Origin of the sequence: Streptomyces sp. MA5143a (assembly GCF_900290235.1) — a bacterium.
Taxonomy (GTDB): domain Bacteria; phylum Actinomycetota; class Actinomycetes; order Streptomycetales; family Streptomycetaceae; genus Streptomyces.
The window spans coordinates 1-14,640 of record NZ_OLMK01000002.1 but is presented as its reverse complement, the minus strand read 5'-3'; the positions used below and the strand labels follow the sequence as shown (position 1 = coordinate 14,640).

The following is a 14,640-nucleotide window of genomic DNA, read 5'->3' as shown; positions in this document are numbered from 1 at the left end:
TCAACGGCCGACCATGATTGATCAACATTCGTCCATGATTCCGCAAGGCGAACGTTCGGACGTTTGGCCGGACGTACGTTCCTCCGCGTGAACTCTGACCAAGCACCTCACAGAGGCGACGACGCCGTGGCGTCCGGTTCCGCCGACGGCCCGATATCCCTCGTGCGGCCCCGCGGGCGCCGGTCGCTGCTGCGCGCCGCGCTCGCCGGCACCGCCGTCATCGGTGGCGGACTCGCGGTAGGCGCCATCCCCGCCGAAGCGGAACCCCTCTCCCGCACCACGCGCTCCACCCCGGCCGCCACCCCCACCCGGCCGGACACCCCCGAGAAGGCGCTGAAGGAACTGTCGAAGGGCAACCGCCGGTGGCGGACCTTCCACCAGCAGCACCCCCACGAGGACGGCACCACCCGCAAGACCCTGACGACCGGTCAGCACCCCTTCGCGCTGATCCTCGGCTGCATCGACTCCCGCGTCCCCCCGGAGCTGGTCTTCGACCAGGGCCTCGGTGACCTCATGACCGTGCGCAGCGCGGGCGAGGTACTGGACGAGGCGGTGCTCGGCAGTGTCGCGTACGGCGTGCTCGAACTGGACATCCCGCTGGTGATGGTGCTCGGCCACCAGTCCTGCGGGGCCGTGAAGGCGGCCGTCCAGGCGGACAGCACCGGTGAGAAGCTGCCGGCCCACATCCAGTACGTGGCCGACCAGATCCGCCCGGCGATCGACCACCACGAGGAGGGCGACGCCCGTGTGGCGGCGACCATCGACGCGAACGTCCGGCTGGTCCGCTCGAAGCTGGCGGCCGAGCCCGACCTCGCCGCGAAGGTGAAGGCGGGCAAGGTGGCCATCGTCGGCGCCCGCTACGACCTGACCACCCAGCGGGTGCACCTGCTGAAGTAGTCCGCCGCGAGACGGACGGAAGGGGCCCGGCGGATCTCCGCCGGGCCCCTTCGGCGTCCTGGGCCTCAGCCCTTGACGAGGGTGATGCGCTGCTGGCGGACGGCGTGGAAGCGGGGCAGCAGCAGCCACCCGCCGGACAGTTCCGTCACGGTCGCCTCCACTCTGGCCGGCCCCGGACGGAAGCGGCCCCGCTCGGCCTTGTCGGTGTTGGTCCACCTGTGGTCGGCGCCGTCGCAGACCGCCTCGGACCCGCCGACACCCTTGCGGACCCGGCTGTCGCCCTGCCAGAGCGACGACGAGACGAAGACGGGCCCGCTGCCGCCGCGGCAGCGGTAGGTGCCCGACAGGGTGAGGGTGCCATCGGGGGCGACCTTTCCGGTGGCGTCGACCGTCACCCTCTCGAACGGTTCGGCCGTGGCGCCGGCGGACGGTACGGCGGCGCACAGCAGCAGCGCGGCACCGGCCGCCGTGCCGAGCACCCGGCGGACGCGGGAAGCGGGCATGGGATGACCTCCTTGAGCTGGGCCTACCGTCGTACCGGCCAGGCCGTGCGGCACCGGCGATCGTCACCCCTCCGTCGGCGCGTCGCCTCCGCCGTCCCCCGTACACCCCGTGTTGTGTCCGCGTCGTGTCACAGGACGTCCGGGTGTTGTCACGTCTCGCCGCGACGCCTTGTCGGCGCGTTCCGAGGGCGTGCATCGTCAGTACTGCGAGGCGGTGACTCGCCGCCGGCACTCACAATGACGTGGAGGTGCGCCATGTGTTCACACCAGCCCCTGTGCCCCGTGGCCGACAGCACGACCAGCGACGCCGCGCACATCGTGGCCTTCCACCCCGAGCAGGGCTGGAACCTGCTGTGCAACGGGGCGATCGTCTTCGACGACACCGGTGAGATCCTCCCCGACGGCCGCGTCGTCGCCCCGAGCCGTCTCGCCGTCGCCGCCTGAGCTCCGTCGGACCGCCCGGCACCGACCGGACCGACGGCGCTACGGCAGGACCGCGAAGCCGTCCAGTTCCACCAGGGCCCGCTCGTCCCAGAGCCGGACGACACCGACGACCGCCATGGCGGGATAGTCCCGCCCCGCGAGTCTCCGCCACACCTGGCCGAGCAGCGACACATGGGCGCGGTAGTCGGCGACATCCGTGGCGTAGACGGTGACGCGGGCCAGGTCGGCCGGTGTGCCGCCGGCGGCCTCCAGCGCGGTCAGCAGATTGCCGAGCGCCCGCTCGAACTGCTCGACCAGCGTCTCCCCCACGACCTTGCCGTCCGCGTCGAGCGCGGTCTGGCCCGCGAGGAACACGACCCGGCCCCCGGTGGCCACCACCGCGTGCGAGAAACCGCTGGGCGGCGACAGCTCCGCCGGGTTCACCCGTTCGATGCTCATGAGGACGGCTCCTGTTCCGCGGTCCGGGCGTACAACTCCTTGGCGATGACGGCCCGTTGCACCTCGCTCGCCCCTTCGTAGATCCGTGGCGCCCGTACCTCCCGGTAGAGGTGTTCGAGGAGGTGGCCGCGTCGCAGCGCCCGGGCGCCGTGCAGTTGGACGGCCGCGTCCACGACGTACTGGGCGGTCTCCGTGGCCAGCAGCTTCGCCATCGCCGCGCGGCCGGGGACGTCCGGGGCACCGGAGTCGTACGCCGTGGCCGCCGCGTAGACCATGAGCCGGGCGGCCTCCGTGCGCAGCGCCATCTCGGCGACCTGGTGGGCGACGGTCTGGAGGTCGCGCAGCTTCCCGCCGAACGCCTCGCGCCGGGCGGTGTGGGTGAGGGTGGCGTCGAGCGCGGCCTGGGCCATGCCGACCGCGAAGGCGCCCACGCTGGGGCGGAACAGGTTGAGGGTGCCCATGGCGACGCGGAAGCCCCGGTCGGGTGCCCCGAGGACGTCGTCGGCGGTGACGGGGACGGCGTCGAGGGCGAGGGTGCCGATGGGGTGCGGGGAGAGCATGTCGAGCGGGGTGCCGGTGAGGCCGGGGCGGTCGGCCGGGAGCAGGAAGGCGGTGACACCGCGGGCGCCCGCGCCGGGCGTGGTGCGGGCGAAGACGGTGTAGAGGTCGGCCTCGGGGGCGTTGGAGATCCAGCACTTCTCGCCGGTGAGCCGCCAGCGGCCGGTGCCGTCGGGCTCGGCCCGCAGCTCCAGCGCCGCCGCGTCCGAACCGGCGCCGGGCTCGCTGAGCGCGAAGGCCGCGACCGCGTCGCCGTCACCCACCCGGGGGAGCCAGCGGGCGCGCTGGGCCTCGGTGCCGTGGGCGTGGACGGGGTGGGCGCCCAGCCCCTGGAGGGCGAGCGCGGTCTCGGCCTCGGTGCAGGCGTAGGCCAGGGACTCGCGCATCAGGCAGAGGTCGAGGGCGCCGGAGGTGAACAGGCGGCGCAGCAGGCCGAGACGGCCCAGCTCGGCGACGAGGGGGCGGTTGACGCGGCCGGGCTCGCCCTTCTCGGCGAGGGGGCGCAGCCGGTCGGCGGCGAGGGCGCGCAGGTCGGCGCATCGGGCGAGTTGTTCCGGTTCGAGCGAGAATGCGGTCACTGCCGTCCCCTCTCCCCCATCGGGCCGCTTCAGGTTATCGCGATCTGTTGACTGTCGTCATCAAGGCGATACGCTCCAGATGCGAGCCCGCCACGACGTGCGAGTCCACCACCACATGCGAGTCCACCACCGCAGGGACCGAGCAGGGGGCGAACGTCATGAACTCCAGGGTCACCGCCCATGTCGACACCTTCGCCCGTGACCGGCTGCCGCCCCCGGACCAGTGGCCCGAGCTGGTCTTCGACCTTCCCGAGCTGCGCTATCCCGACCGGCTCAACGCCGCCGCCGAACTGCTCGGCGGCACCGACCCCGGCCGGCCCGTCTTCCACACGCCCGCCGGGGAGACCTGGACGTACGGCGACCTCTCCGCCCGCGTCGACCGTGTCGCCCACCTCCTGACCTCCGTCCTCGGGGTCGTCCCGGGCAACCGGGTCCTGCTGCGGGGGCCCACCACGCCCTGGCTCGCCGCCTGCTGGCTGGCGGTGCTCAAGGCGGGGGCGGTCGCGGTGACGGTGCTCGCGCAGCAGCGGCCGTACGAGCTGGTGACGGTCTGTGAGCTGGCGCGGGTCACGCACGCGCTGTGCGACATCCGGTCCGTGGACGACCTGGTGAAGGCCGAGGTCCCCGGGCTGAGGATCGCGACGTACGGCGGGGACGGGCCGGAGGACCTGCTCCGGCTGCCCGCGCCGGACGGGCCGTTCCCGGCGGTCGACACGGCGGCCGAGGACGTGGCGCTGATCGCCTTCACCTCCGGCACCACCGGGCGGCCCAAAGGGTGCGTGCACTTCCACCGGGACGTCCTGGCCGTCGCGGACACCTTCTCCCGGCATGTGCTGCGGCCCCGGGCCGACGACGTGTTCGCCGGGTCTCCCCCGCTCGGCTTCACCTTCGGCCTCGGCGGTCTCGTGGTCTTCCCGATGCGGGCCGGGGCCAGCGCCCTGCTGCTCGAACAGGCGGGCCCGAAGCAGCTGCTGCCGGCGCTCGCGGAGCACCGGGTGTCGGTGCTGTTCACCGCGCCGACGGCGTACCGGGCGATGCTCGGCGAGCTGGACGGGCACGACCTGTCGGCGCTGCGGCGGTGCGTGTCGGCGGGCGAGAACCTGCCGGCGGCCACCTGGCGGGCCTGGCACGAGCGGACCGGGCTGCGGATCATCAACGGCATCGGGGCGACCGAGCTGCTGCACATCTTCATCTCCGCCGCCGACGACGCCATACGGCCCGGCACGACCGGCGTTCCCGTACCGGGGTGGCACGCGCGCGTGCAGGACCCGGACGGGGAGCCGGTGCCGGACGGGGAGCAGGGGCTGCTCGCGGTGCGCGGGCCCGTGGGCTGCCGTTATCTCGCGGACGAGCGGCAGCGGGAGTACGTGCGCGGCGGCTGGAACGTCACCGGTGACACCTATGTCCGTGAGCCGGACGGGTACTTCCGCTATGTCGCCCGCGCCGACGACATGATCATCTCCGCCGGGTACAACATCGCGGGCCCCGAGGTCGAGGACGCGCTGCTGCGCCATCCGGAGGTGCTGGAGGCGGCGGTCGTGGGGCGGCCCGACGAGGCGCGCGGGCAGGTCGCCGTGGCGTATGTGGTCGTCGCGGCGGGGGCGGACCGGGACGGCGAGGCGCTGCGTGCGTTCCTCAGGGCCGAGCTGGCGCCGTACAAGTGTCCGCGCGAGATCGTGTTCCTGGACGCCCTGCCGCGCACGGCGACCGGCAAACTCCAGCGGTTCCGTCTGCGCACCACAGGTGACCAGCATTGATACCGAAGACCTAAAATGATCAACGTGTCCGAACAGCATGCACCACGTTCGCTCATCGTCACCTTCTACGGCGCGTACGGCCGTTCGGTGCCGGGTCCCGTGCCCGTCTCCGAGCTGATCCGGCTGCTCGCCGCGGTGGGTGTCGACGCGCCCTCCGTCCGTTCCTCGGTGTCCCGGCTGAAGCGCCGCGGACTGCTGCTGCCCGCCCGGACCGCGGCGGGCGCCGCCGGGTACGCGCTGTCGGACGACGCGCGGCAGCTCCTGGACGACGGCGACCGGCGGATCTACGCGACGGCTCCGGAGCAGGACGAGGGCTGGGTGCTCGCCGTGTTCTCGGTTCCGGAGTCCGAGCGGCAGAAGCGGCACGTGCTGCGCTCCCGGCTGGCCGGCCTCGGTTTCGGCACGGCGGCGCCGGGCGTGTGGATCGCGCCCGCACGGCTGTACGAGGAGACCCGGCACACCCTCGTACGGCTGCGGCTCGACCCGTACGTGGAGCTGTTCCGGGGCGAGCACCTGGGGTTCGAGGCGACCGCCGAGGCGGTGTCGCGGTGGTGGGACCTGGCCGGGATCGCCAAGCAGCACGAGGCGTTCCTCGACCGTCACGCGCCCGTGCTGCACGACTGGGAGCGCCGCGCCGACACCCCGCCGGAGGCGGCCTACCGCGACTACCTGCTGGTCCTGGACTCCTGGCGCCATCTGCCGTACGTCGACCCCGGGCTACCGGCCGCGCTGCTGCCGGCGGACTGGCCGGGGGTGCGCTCGGCGGCCGTGTTCCGGGCCCTGCACGAACGGCTGCGGGACGCGGGGGCGGCGTTCGCGGGGCTGGAGGCGTAGAGCCCTGCCGGCGGGTGTCCGTCGGGGTCATGGGGGGCCGCCCAGGGTGAGCCTCGGCCTGGGGGCGTCGGTGCGGCCGGTGTTCGGGCGGCGGCTTCCCGCCCGGTACGGGTCGGGCCAGGTCACGGCCGGGCCCTCGTAGCCCTGTTCGGCCGCGGCGTGGAGCGTCCAGTGGGGGTCGTAGAGGTGGGGGCGGCCGAGGGCGCAGAGGTCGGTGCGGCCGGCGAGGATCAGGGAGTTGACGTCGTCCCAGGAGGAGATCGCGCCCACGGCGATCACGGGTATCCCCGCCTCGTGGCGGATCCGGTCCGCGTACGGCGTCTGGTAGGAGCGGCCGTACGCGGGGCGCTCGTCGGCCACGACCTGTCCGGTCGAGACGTCGACGGCGTCCGCCCCGTGCGCGGCGAAGGCCCGGGCGATCTCCACGGCCTCGTCGGCGGTCGTACCGCCCCGCGCCCAGTCCGTGGCGGAGATCCGGACCGTCATCGGTCGCTCCTCGGGCCAGACGGCCCGCACCGCGTCGAACACTTCGAGGGGGAAGCGCAGCCGGCGGTCCAGGGGGCCGCCGTACCGGTCGGTGCGGCGGTTCGTCAGCGGGGAGAGGAACCCGGAGAGCAGATAGCCGTGGGCGCAGTGCAGTTCGAGGAGGTCGAAACCGCTGCGGGCGGCCCGGCAGGCGGCTGAGGTGAACTGCTCGCGTATGTCGGTGAGTTGGGCGCGGGAGAGTTCGCGTGGGGTGGCGTTCGCCGGCTTGTACGGGAGGGGGGAGGCGGCGACGAGGGGCCAGTTGCCGTCGTCCAGCGGCTCGTCGATGCCGTCCCACATGCGTTTGGTGGAGCCCTTGCGGCCGGAGTGGCCGAGCTGGACGCCGATGGCGGTGCCGGGTGCCTCGTCGTGCACGAAGGTGACGACGCGGCGCCATGCCTCGGCCTGCCGCGCGTTCCACAGTCCGGCGCAGCCGGGGGTGATGCGCCCCTCGGGGCTCACGCACACCATCTCGGTCATCACGAGCCCGGCGCCGCCGAGCGCCCGCGCGCCCAGGTGGACGAGGTGGAAGTCGCCGGGGAGGCCGTCGGTCGCCGAGTACATGTCCATGGGGGACACGACGACCCGGTTGCGCAGGGTCAGACCGCGCAGCCGGAACGGGGTGAACATCGGGGGCGTGCCCGGCGGGCAGCCGAACTCCCGCTCCACGGCGCCCGTGAAGTGCGCGTCGCGCAGCCGCAGGTTGTCGTGGGTGACGCGGCGGCTGCGGGTGAGCAGGTTGAACGCGAACTGCCGGGGCCGCTGGCGCCGGTACAGGCCGATGTTCTCGAACCATTCCAGGCTGGCCCGCGCCGCTCGCTGCGTCGAGGCCACGACGGGGCGCCGCTCCTCCTCGTAGGCGGCCAGCGCCGCGTCCAGGTCGGGCTGTTCCTCCAGGCATGCGGCGAGCGCGAGGGCGTCCTCGACGGCCAGTTTGGTGCCGGAGCCGATCGAGAAGTGCGCGGTGTGGGCGGCGTCGCCGAGGAGGACCAGGTTGCCGTGGGACCAGCGGTCGTTGACGACCGTGCGGAACGTCGTCCACGTCGAGTTCTCGGCGCGCAGCGGGCGTCCGCCGAGCGCGTCCGAGAACAGCTTCGCGCACCGCTCCACGGACTCGGCGGTGTCCTGTTCCCCGAAGCCGGCGGCCCGCCAGACCTCCTCGCGCGTCTCGACGATGACCGTGGAGGCGCCGGGGTGGTTCCGTGGCCCGGAGGGCTTCGTCGAGGGACGGTGGTCGGGGTCGGGGGACGGGCGGGAGTAGGGGTAGCCGTGGAGCTGGATGAAGCCGTGTTCCGTCTCCAGGATCTCGAAGCGGAACGCGTCGAAGGCGAAGTCGGCGGCCAGCCAGATGTACCGGCAGCGGTGGGTCTCGATGGCCGGCCGGAACATCGTCGCGTACGCCTCGCGTGTCGCGCTGTGCACCCCGTCGGCCGCGATGACCAGGTCGTTCGTCTGGCAGAGCCAGTCCGGGTAGGGGGCTTCCGTGCCGAAGCGGAGGGTGACGCCGAGGGCACGGCAGCGGTCCTGGAGGATCTGGAGGAGTCTGTGGCGGCCGAGGGCGGCGAAGCCGTGGCCTGAGGAGGTGTGACGGGTGCCCCGGTGGACGATGTCGATGTCGTCCCAGCGCACGAAGTCCCCTCGCAGCGCCTCGTACACCACCGGGTCGGCGTGTTCGATGCCGCCGAGGGTCTCGTCGGAGAGGACCACGCCGAAGCCGAAGGTGTCGTCGGGGGCGTTGCGTTCCCAGACGGTGATGTCGCGGGTGGGGTCGAGGCGTTTGAAGAGGGCGGCGGCGTACAGGCCGCCGGGACCGCCGCCGATGATCGCGATGCGGTGGGGCCGGCCGCGGTGCGCGGGCGCCCGCGGGTGGGTGGGAGCCGGTCGCGCCTCGGGGCGGGCCCGCTGGTCGACGGCGTCCCCCGCCCGTGACTTCGCCGTCCGGTCGGCGGGCATTCAGCGGCCTCGCCATTTCGGTGGGCGCTTCTGGGTGAACGCCGCGTGGAACTCCGCGTAGTCCTCGCCGTTCATCAGCAGGGCCTGGGTAGCGGCGTCCAGTTCGACGGCCGCCGCGAGCGGCATGTCCAGCTCGGCGGTGAGGAGGGCCTTGGTCTGGGCGTGGGCGAGGGCGGGGCCCTCGGCGAGGCGGTGGGCCAGGGCGTGGGCGGCCTCGTCGGCCTCGCCCTCGTCGGTGAGCCGGCTGATGAGGCCGATGCGTTCGGCCTCGGCGGCGTGGACGGGGTCGCCGAGCATCAGCAGACGGGTGGCGTGGCCGAGGCCGACGACGCGCGGCAGGAGATAGGCGGCGCCCATGTCGCCGCCGGAGAGGCCGACGCGGGTGAAGAGGAACGAGAACCGGGCGGTGGGGTCCGCGACGCGGAAGTCGGCGGCCAGGGCGAGGACCGCGCCGGCGCCGGCCGCCACCCCGTGCACGGCGGCGATCACCGGGAACGGGCATTCGCGGACGGCCCGGACGACCTGCCCGGTCATGCGGTTGAAGTCGAGGAGCTGGGCGGTGTCCATGCCGAGGGTGGCGCCGATGATCTCGTCGACGTCGCCGCCCGAGCAGAAGCCGCGGCCCTCACCGGCCAGCACCAGGGCGCGCACGGACCTCTCCCGGGACAGCTCGGCGAGCAGATCGCGCAGGTCGGCGTAGGCGCCGAAGGTGAGCGCGTTGAGCTTGTCGGGGCGGGCGAGGGTGACCGTGGCGACGCCGTCGGCGAGCGAGCACCGCAGATGTCGCCAGTCGGAGGTGCGGGCGGCGGAGCCGGTGAAGGGACTCATGACGGGCGGCCTCCTCGGGGGGCTACCGCGACGCTGCGGCTGCTTTACCTGCTCCTACGAAGCTATCACCGTTATCTGACTGTCGTCACGAGTGCGCGATAGAGAGGGACGGCCCGGGGTGGGTGGGGCGCCCGGTCCGACCGGCCCCGTGACTCGGTCACGGACGTTCGACAAGCACGTAACGGCGGGCTCCGCCGTGAGCGGCGCGGCGTCGGTAGGGGTACATCGCCCGTCAACGGGGCCGAAGGTCCCGCACGGCGCCCGGCGAGTGATCGCGAAGGGGCGCGCCGTACCATTCGTAAACGCTGAAAGCAGGACGAGCCATGACCTGCTCCATGAACGGACCCACCACCTTGCACGAGCCCTCCACCCCCTCCTCCTGGCGCATCGCGCTGCCGCACACGGCTGCGGCCGTGCCCGTGGCGCGCGCGCTGGTCCGGACGGCTCTGACCGACCTGAAGCACGGGACGGACTGCGACACGGCGGAGCTGCTCACGGCGGAGCTGGTGGCGAACGCGGTGGAGCACGCGACGGGGGACGGCCCGATAGAGCTGGTCGTCGAGCTGCTGCCGTCCGGCTGCACGGTCGAGGTGCACGACCCGGACCCGGCGCCGCCGGGCGACCTCACGGCGCCGGGGTACGACGAGCCGGACCCCTGGCAGGAACACGGCCGGGGCCTGCTGCTGATCCGAGCCCTCAGCTCGGCCTGCGGCCACCGCCCGACCAGCTCGGGCAAGGCGGTCTGGTTCCGCCTCCCGTCGGTGCCGCACCAGCAGCGGCCGGGGATGATCTGAAGCGCCCTGGCGGACGAGCGGTCGTACCGCAGGTCGCCGCCCAGCGGGCAGGCCCCGCTCAGGCCAGGGTCGCCACCAGGACCGCCTTGATCGTGTGGAGTCGGTTCTCCGCCTCGTCGAAGACGACCGAGTGCTCGGACTCGAAGACCTCGTCGGTCACCTCCAGCGAGTCCAGGCCGTGGCTCTCGTGGATCTCCCGGCCGACCTTCGTGCCCAGGTCGTGGAAGGCCGGCAGGCAGTGGAGGAACTTGACGTCGGGGTTGCCCGTGGCGCGCAGCACGTCCATGGTCACCGCGTACGGGGAGAGCGCGGCGATCCGCTCGTCCCAGACGGACTTCGGCTCACCCATCGACACCCAGACGTCCGTGGCCACGAAGTCCGCGCCCCGCACCCCCTCCTCGACCTGCTCGGTGAGCGTGATCCGCGCCCCGCTGATCTCGGCGAGCTTGCGGGCGTGGGCGACGATCTCCTCGGCGGGCCAGTAGGAGCGGGGGGCGACGACACGGACGTCCATGCCGAGCAGCGCGCCGGTGACCAGGTAGGAGTTGCCCATGTTGAAGCGGGCGTCCCCGAGGTAGGCGAAGGCGATGTCGGTCAGCGGCTTGTCGCTGTGCTCGGTCATGGTCATCACGTCGGCGAGCATCTGCGTGGGGTGCCAGTCGTCGGTGAGGCCGTTGTAGACGGGCACCCCGGCGTACGCGGCGAGCTCCTCGACGTTGGCCTGGCTGTCGCCGCGGTACTCGATCGCGTCGAACATCCGGCCGAGCACCCGGGCGGTGTCCCGGACGGACTCCTTGTGTCCCATCTGCGAGCCGGAGGGGTCGAGGTAGGTGGTCGAGGCGCCCTGGTCGGCCGCGGCGACCTCGAACGCGCAGCGGGTGCGCGTCGAGGTCTTCTCGAAGATCAGCGCGATGTTCCGGCCCGTCAGGCTCCGGGTCTCCGTCCTCGCCTTCTTCGCCGCCTTCAGCTCCACGGCCAGCTCGATCAGCCCGCGGAACTCCTCGGCGGTGAAGTCGAGCTCCTTGAGGAAGTGGCGCCCGGCGAGGGCGGGGAGGGCGGTCGCCATGGGGACGCTCCAGGGTCGGTCGGGGACGGGAGGACTGCGGGACGGATGGAAGTCTATACGACGTTCCACATTTCTATACAGGCCCGTCCGTCTCCGCCCGGGCAACTCACACGGGCGCCCTCTCCACCGGGCAGCTCATGCAGCGAGGGCCACCTCTCCCCCGCCCCAGTTCGCTCCCGGGGATCTCGATCACCTCGATGCCCCGCTTGCGCAGATGCGTGTTGGTCGTCACGTTCCGCTCGTAGGCCACCACGACACCCGGCTCCACGGCCAGCACGTTGCACCCGTCGTCCCACTGCTCGCGCTCGGCGGCGTGGACGTCCTGGGTGGCGGTGAGCACCCGGATCTCGTTCAGCCCGAGGGCGGCGGCGATCGCGCGGTGCATGTGCTCCGGCGGGTGGTCGGTGACCTTCAGCTCCTTCTCGCCGACGCCGGGCTCGATGGTGTACGAGCGGAGCATGCCGAGTCCGGCGTACTGAGTGAAGGTGTCACCGTCGACCATGGTCATGACGGTGTCGAGGTGCATGAAGGCCCGGCGCTTCGGCATGTCCAGCGCGACGATGGTCCGCGCGGAACCGGCGGCGAACAGCTTGTGGGCGAGCATCTCGACGGCCTGCGGCGTGGTCCGCTCGCTCATGCCGATGAGGACGGCGCCGTTGCCGATGACGAGGACGTCGCCGCCCTCGATGGTGGAGGGGTAGTCGGCCTGGCCCTCGGACCAGACATGGAACTCCTCGCCGCGGAAGAGGGGGTGGTGTCGGTAGATCGCCTCGAAGTGGACGGTCTCGCGCTGACGGGCCGGCCAGCGCATGGCGTTGATGGAGACCCCGTCATAGATCCAGGCGGAGGTGTCGCGGGTGAAGAGGTGGTTGGGGAGGGGGTCGATGAGGAAGTCGTCCAGCTCCATGACGTGGAAGCGGACACTCGTCGGCTCCATGTGCGCGTCGAGGAACTCCCGCTTGGTCATCCCGCCGATCAGCGCCTCGACCAGCTCACCGAGGGGCAGGGACTCGAAGACGGCCCGGAGGTGGTCGGTGGCGAGCGGGCCGTACTCCTTCTCGTCGAAGACCCGGTCGAGGACGAGTTCGCGGGCCTCGGGGACTCGCATGACGTCCGTCAGCAGATCACCGAAGAGGTGGACGGCGACTCCGCGATCGCGCAACACGTCCGCGAAGCCGTCATGCTCCGCGCGCGCCCGGCGCACCCACAGCACGTCGTCGAAGAGGAGCAGGTCCTTGTTGCTGGGGGTGAGCCTTTTGAGCTCTAGATCGGGCCGGTGCAGGATGACGCGGCGCAGCCGCCCGGCCTCGGAGTCGACATGGAATCCCATGCCTCCATCCTGACCATTCGGGCGTGCGTTCACCCACAGGTCGGCCGAAACGATTCCCTGATCTCGTCTCCTTGACGATAAGCGGTTCGGGCGATTATCGTCTACCTGACGCGAACGAGTGCGTGGGGACGACGAGGGGATCTTTCATGGCCGACATCACCAGACGGTTCGGCTGGCGGCATCTGCGCGGAGCGCCCACCGCGCACATCCGTCACCACCGCTCCGGACGACTCGTGCACGACGGCCCGGGGCTGAGCTTCTGGTACCGGTCGCTGACCGCCGCGCTGTCCGAGGTCCCGGTCGACGACCGCGAGCTGGCGATGACCTTCCACGCCCGTACCTCCGACTTCCAGGACGTGGCGGTGCAGGCGACGGTGACCTACCGGGTCAGCGACCCGGCGGTCGCCGCCGCACGGCTCGACTTCTCCATCGACCCCGACACGGGCGTCTGGCGGGGCGCTCCCCTGGAGCAGCTGTCGACGCTGCTGACGGAGACGGCCCAGCAGCACGCCCTGGACGTCCTCGCCCGTACGTCGCTGTCGTCCGCGCTGGTCGACGGGGTCGCTGCCGTACGGGAGCGGGTGGCGAGCGGCCTCGCGGCCGAGCCCCGGCTGCCGGCCACCGGCATCGAGATCGTGGCCGTCCGCGTGGTGGCGCTGCGGCCCGAGCCGGAGGTGGAGCGGGCCCTGCGGACGCCCGCGCGGGAGCAGATCCAGCAGGAGGCGGACCGCGCGACCTACGAACGCCGGGCCGTGGCCGTCGAACGGGAACGGGCCATCGCGGAGAACGAGCTGGCCAGCCAGATCGAACTCGCCCGCCGCGAGGAGCAGTTGGTCGAGCAGCGCGGGACGAACGCGCGCCGTGAGGCCGAGGAGAAGGCCACCGCGGACGCCGTGAGGGCGGGCGCGGAGGCGGCCCGGACGCTGCGGCTCACCGAGGCGGAGGCCGCGCGCACCGTGCAGCTCGCCGAGGCGGAGGCCACGCGGAACGTCCGGCTCGCCGAGGCGGAGGCGGAACGGCAGGTCAAGCTCGCGGAGGCGGAGGCGGCCGCCGCGCGGGCCGTCGGCGCGGCGCGGGCGGAGGCGCAGTCGGCGTGGCTGCGGGTGCACGGCGAGGTGGACGCGGCGACGCTGCACGCGCTGACCGGGACGCGCCTCGCGGAGAACCTGCCGCGCATCGAGAGCGTGACCGTCTCGCCCGACGTGCTGACCGGGCTGCTGGCGAAGCTGGGCGGGGCGGGCGGCTCCGGGGAGCGCGCGTGAGTCTCGCGCCACGGGTGGTGCTGGTCCACCGCACCACCGAGTACGAGGAGTTGGTGGCCCGGCACGGCACGCACGGCCAGGCCGCCTTCTTCCTGACGTCACGCGGACGGGACATCGAGGACGTGGCCGAGCGGCACCGCCGCGAACGGCGGGCACTGGCCGAGGTCACGTCCTCGGTACCGCTGACCTGGCGTCAGGCCCGCGTGGAGCGGGCCGACCTGGACCGGTTCCTGTTCGCTCCCGAGGACGTCGTGGTCGTCGTCGGGCAGGACGGTCTGGTGGCCAACGTGGCGAAGTACCTCGCGGGGCAGCCGGTGGTGGGGGTCAACGCCGATCCCCGGCGCAACCCGGGGGTGCTGGTCCGGCACGGGGTCGCGGACGTGGGGAAGCTGCTCGGCTCGGCGGTCGGGCGGGGTGCGGCGGTGGACGAGCTGACCATGGTGGAGGCCGTCGCCGACGACACACAGCGGCTGGTGGCGCTCAACGAGGTCTATCTGGGCGCGGCGGGGCACCAGACCGCGCGGTACCGCCTGGGGCTCGACGGCGACAGGGGTGCCGTCGAGTCCCAGGCCTCGTCGGGGGTGCTGGTGGGGACGGGGACGGGGGCGACCGGGTGGATCCGGTCGGTGTGGCAGGAGCGGGCGAGCCGGCTGGAGCTGCCGGGACCCGGGGAGGCGCGGCTGCTGTGGTTCGTGCGGGAGGCGTGGCCGTCGCCGGTGACCGGTACGTCGATGGTGGCGGGGGCGCTGGGGGCGGGGGCGCGGTTGCGGGTGACCGTGGAGTCGGATCGGTTGATCGTGTTCGGGGACGGGATGGAGGGGGACGCGTTGGAGTTGGCGTGGGGGCAGACGGTGGAGGTGGGGGTGGCGGGGG

The 14,640-nt window shown here is 72.8% G+C and carries 14 protein-coding genes; 7 read left to right on the top strand and 7 right to left on the bottom strand.

What is annotated here, in order from left to right; translation table 11 throughout:
* The first annotated feature begins 87 nt into the window (after nt 1–87).
* Nucleotides 88–897: a carbonic anhydrase gene (locus SMA5143A_RS00930; RefSeq protein ID WP_107460916.1), complete on the top strand. Its 810-nt coding sequence runs from the start codon at nt 88–90 to the stop codon at nt 895–897.
* 65 nt (nt 898–962) lie between these two features.
* Here the strand turns inward: SMA5143A_RS00930 and SMA5143A_RS00925 are convergent, their stop codons facing one another.
* Nucleotides 963–1,400, bottom strand: a complete 438-nt coding sequence (locus SMA5143A_RS00925; protein ID WP_107460887.1) for a DUF6299 family protein — start codon at nt 1,398–1,400, stop codon at nt 963–965.
* A gap of 255 nt (nt 1,401–1,655) precedes the next feature.
* Between SMA5143A_RS00925 and SMA5143A_RS00920 the strand changes: the two genes are divergently transcribed.
* Entirely contained in the window at nt 1,656–1,844 is a 189-nt protein-coding gene (locus SMA5143A_RS00920; protein ID WP_107460886.1) for a DUF5999 family protein, read from the top strand.
* 39 nt (nt 1,845–1,883) lie between these two features.
* On the opposite strand, the gene SMA5143A_RS00915 is transcribed toward SMA5143A_RS00920, so the two are convergent.
* Together SMA5143A_RS00915 and SMA5143A_RS00910 are read right to left on the bottom strand one after the other, a co-directional pair.
* Complete coding sequence (locus SMA5143A_RS00915; protein ID WP_107460885.1) at nt 1,884–2,282, bottom strand: RidA family protein; 399 nt, start codon at nt 2,280–2,282, stop codon at nt 1,884–1,886.
* The gene (locus tag SMA5143A_RS00910) at nt 2,279–3,418 is read right to left on the bottom strand and encodes an acyl-CoA dehydrogenase family protein (RefSeq protein ID WP_107460884.1); all 1,140 of its coding nucleotides are present in this window, start codon (nt 3,416–3,418) and stop codon (nt 2,279–2,281) included. Before SMA5143A_RS00910 ends, SMA5143A_RS00915 begins: the two co-directional genes overlap by 4 nt.
* Nucleotides 3,419–3,576: 158 nt before the next feature.
* Between SMA5143A_RS00910 and SMA5143A_RS00905 the strand changes: the two genes are divergently transcribed.
* Nucleotides 3,577–5,175, top strand: a complete 1,599-nt coding sequence (locus tag SMA5143A_RS00905) for an AMP-binding protein (RefSeq protein WP_107460883.1) — start codon at nt 3,577–3,579, stop codon at nt 5,173–5,175.
* Between the two features lie 15 nt (nt 5,176–5,190).
* Nucleotides 5,191–6,009: a PaaX family transcriptional regulator gene (locus tag SMA5143A_RS00900; protein ID WP_107460882.1), complete on the top strand. Its 819-nt coding sequence runs from the start codon at nt 5,191–5,193 to the stop codon at nt 6,007–6,009.
* Between the two features lie 27 nt (nt 6,010–6,036).
* On the opposite strand, the gene SMA5143A_RS00895 is transcribed toward SMA5143A_RS00900, so the two are convergent.
* Both SMA5143A_RS00895 and SMA5143A_RS00890 read right to left on the bottom strand, forming a co-directional pair.
* Nucleotides 6,037–8,487, bottom strand: coding sequence for a bifunctional salicylyl-CoA 5-hydroxylase/oxidoreductase (locus tag SMA5143A_RS00895; RefSeq protein ID WP_107460881.1), 2,451 nt, complete (start codon nt 8,485–8,487; stop codon nt 6,037–6,039).
* A complete protein-coding gene (locus SMA5143A_RS00890) occupies nt 8,488–9,315 on the bottom strand; it encodes an enoyl-CoA hydratase family protein (protein ID WP_107460880.1) in 828 nt (275 codons plus the stop codon).
* Nucleotides 9,316–9,650: 335 nt separating this feature from the next.
* Here SMA5143A_RS00890 and SMA5143A_RS00885 point away from each other — a divergent pair, with 335 nt between their 5' ends.
* Nucleotides 9,651–10,109: an ATP-binding protein gene (locus SMA5143A_RS00885; protein ID WP_375136441.1), complete on the top strand. Its 459-nt coding sequence runs from the start codon at nt 9,651–9,653 to the stop codon at nt 10,107–10,109.
* Between the two features lie 58 nt (nt 10,110–10,167).
* On the opposite strand, the gene argF is transcribed toward SMA5143A_RS00885, so the two are convergent.
* Together argF and SMA5143A_RS00875 are read right to left on the bottom strand one after the other, a co-directional pair.
* Nucleotides 10,168–11,175, bottom strand: coding sequence for an ornithine carbamoyltransferase (gene argF / locus SMA5143A_RS00880; protein WP_107460878.1), 1,008 nt, complete (start codon nt 11,173–11,175; stop codon nt 10,168–10,170).
* 106 nt (nt 11,176–11,281) lie between these two features.
* Nucleotides 11,282–12,505, bottom strand: a complete 1,224-nt coding sequence (locus SMA5143A_RS00875; protein ID WP_180303823.1) for an arginine deiminase — start codon at nt 12,503–12,505, stop codon at nt 11,282–11,284.
* Between the two features lie 146 nt (nt 12,506–12,651).
* On the opposite strand from SMA5143A_RS00875, the gene SMA5143A_RS00870 reads away from it, so the two are divergent.
* Both SMA5143A_RS00870 and SMA5143A_RS00865 read left to right on the top strand, forming a co-directional pair.
* Nucleotides 12,652–13,767 (top strand): SPFH domain-containing protein, encoded by a 1,116-nt coding sequence (locus SMA5143A_RS00870; protein WP_107460877.1) that lies wholly within the window; start codon nt 12,652–12,654, stop codon nt 13,765–13,767.
* Nucleotides 13,764–14,640 (top strand): NAD(+)/NADH kinase (locus SMA5143A_RS00865; protein WP_107460915.1); only part of this gene is annotated, 877 nt, incomplete at its 3' end. The genes SMA5143A_RS00870 and SMA5143A_RS00865, both read left to right, overlap by 4 nt.

What these genes read in the sequence shown, in the direction of transcription:
- SMA5143A_RS00925 (WP_107460887.1), bottom strand. Translation starts at nt 1,400, where the DNA reads ATGCCCGCTTCCCGCGTCCGCCGGGTGCTCGGCACGGCGGCCGGTGCC.
- SMA5143A_RS00920 (WP_107460886.1), top strand. Translation starts at nt 1,656, where the DNA reads ATGTGTTCACACCAGCCCCTGTGCCCCGTGGCCGACAGCACGACCAGC.
- SMA5143A_RS00915 (WP_107460885.1), bottom strand. Translation starts at nt 2,282, where the DNA reads ATGAGCATCGAACGGGTGAACCCGGCGGAGCTGTCGCCGCCCAGCGGT.
- SMA5143A_RS00905 (WP_107460883.1), top strand. Translation starts at nt 3,577, where the DNA reads ATGAACTCCAGGGTCACCGCCCATGTCGACACCTTCGCCCGTGACCGG.
- SMA5143A_RS00900 (WP_107460882.1), top strand. Translation starts at nt 5,191, where the DNA reads ATGATCAACGTGTCCGAACAGCATGCACCACGTTCGCTCATCGTCACC.
- SMA5143A_RS00895 (WP_107460881.1), bottom strand. Translation starts at nt 8,487, where the DNA reads ATGCCCGCCGACCGGACGGCGAAGTCACGGGCGGGGGACGCCGTCGAC.
- SMA5143A_RS00890 (WP_107460880.1), bottom strand. Translation starts at nt 9,315, where the DNA reads ATGAGTCCCTTCACCGGCTCCGCCGCCCGCACCTCCGACTGGCGACAT.
- SMA5143A_RS00885 (WP_375136441.1), top strand. Translation starts at nt 9,651, where the DNA reads ATGAACGGACCCACCACCTTGCACGAGCCCTCCACCCCCTCCTCCTGG.
- argF (WP_107460878.1), bottom strand. Translation starts at nt 11,175, where the DNA reads ATGGCGACCGCCCTCCCCGCCCTCGCCGGGCGCCACTTCCTCAAGGAG.
- SMA5143A_RS00875 (WP_180303823.1), bottom strand. Translation starts at nt 12,505, where the DNA reads ATGGGATTCCATGTCGACTCCGAGGCCGGGCGGCTGCGCCGCGTCATC.
- SMA5143A_RS00870 (WP_107460877.1), top strand. Translation starts at nt 12,652, where the DNA reads ATGGCCGACATCACCAGACGGTTCGGCTGGCGGCATCTGCGCGGAGCG.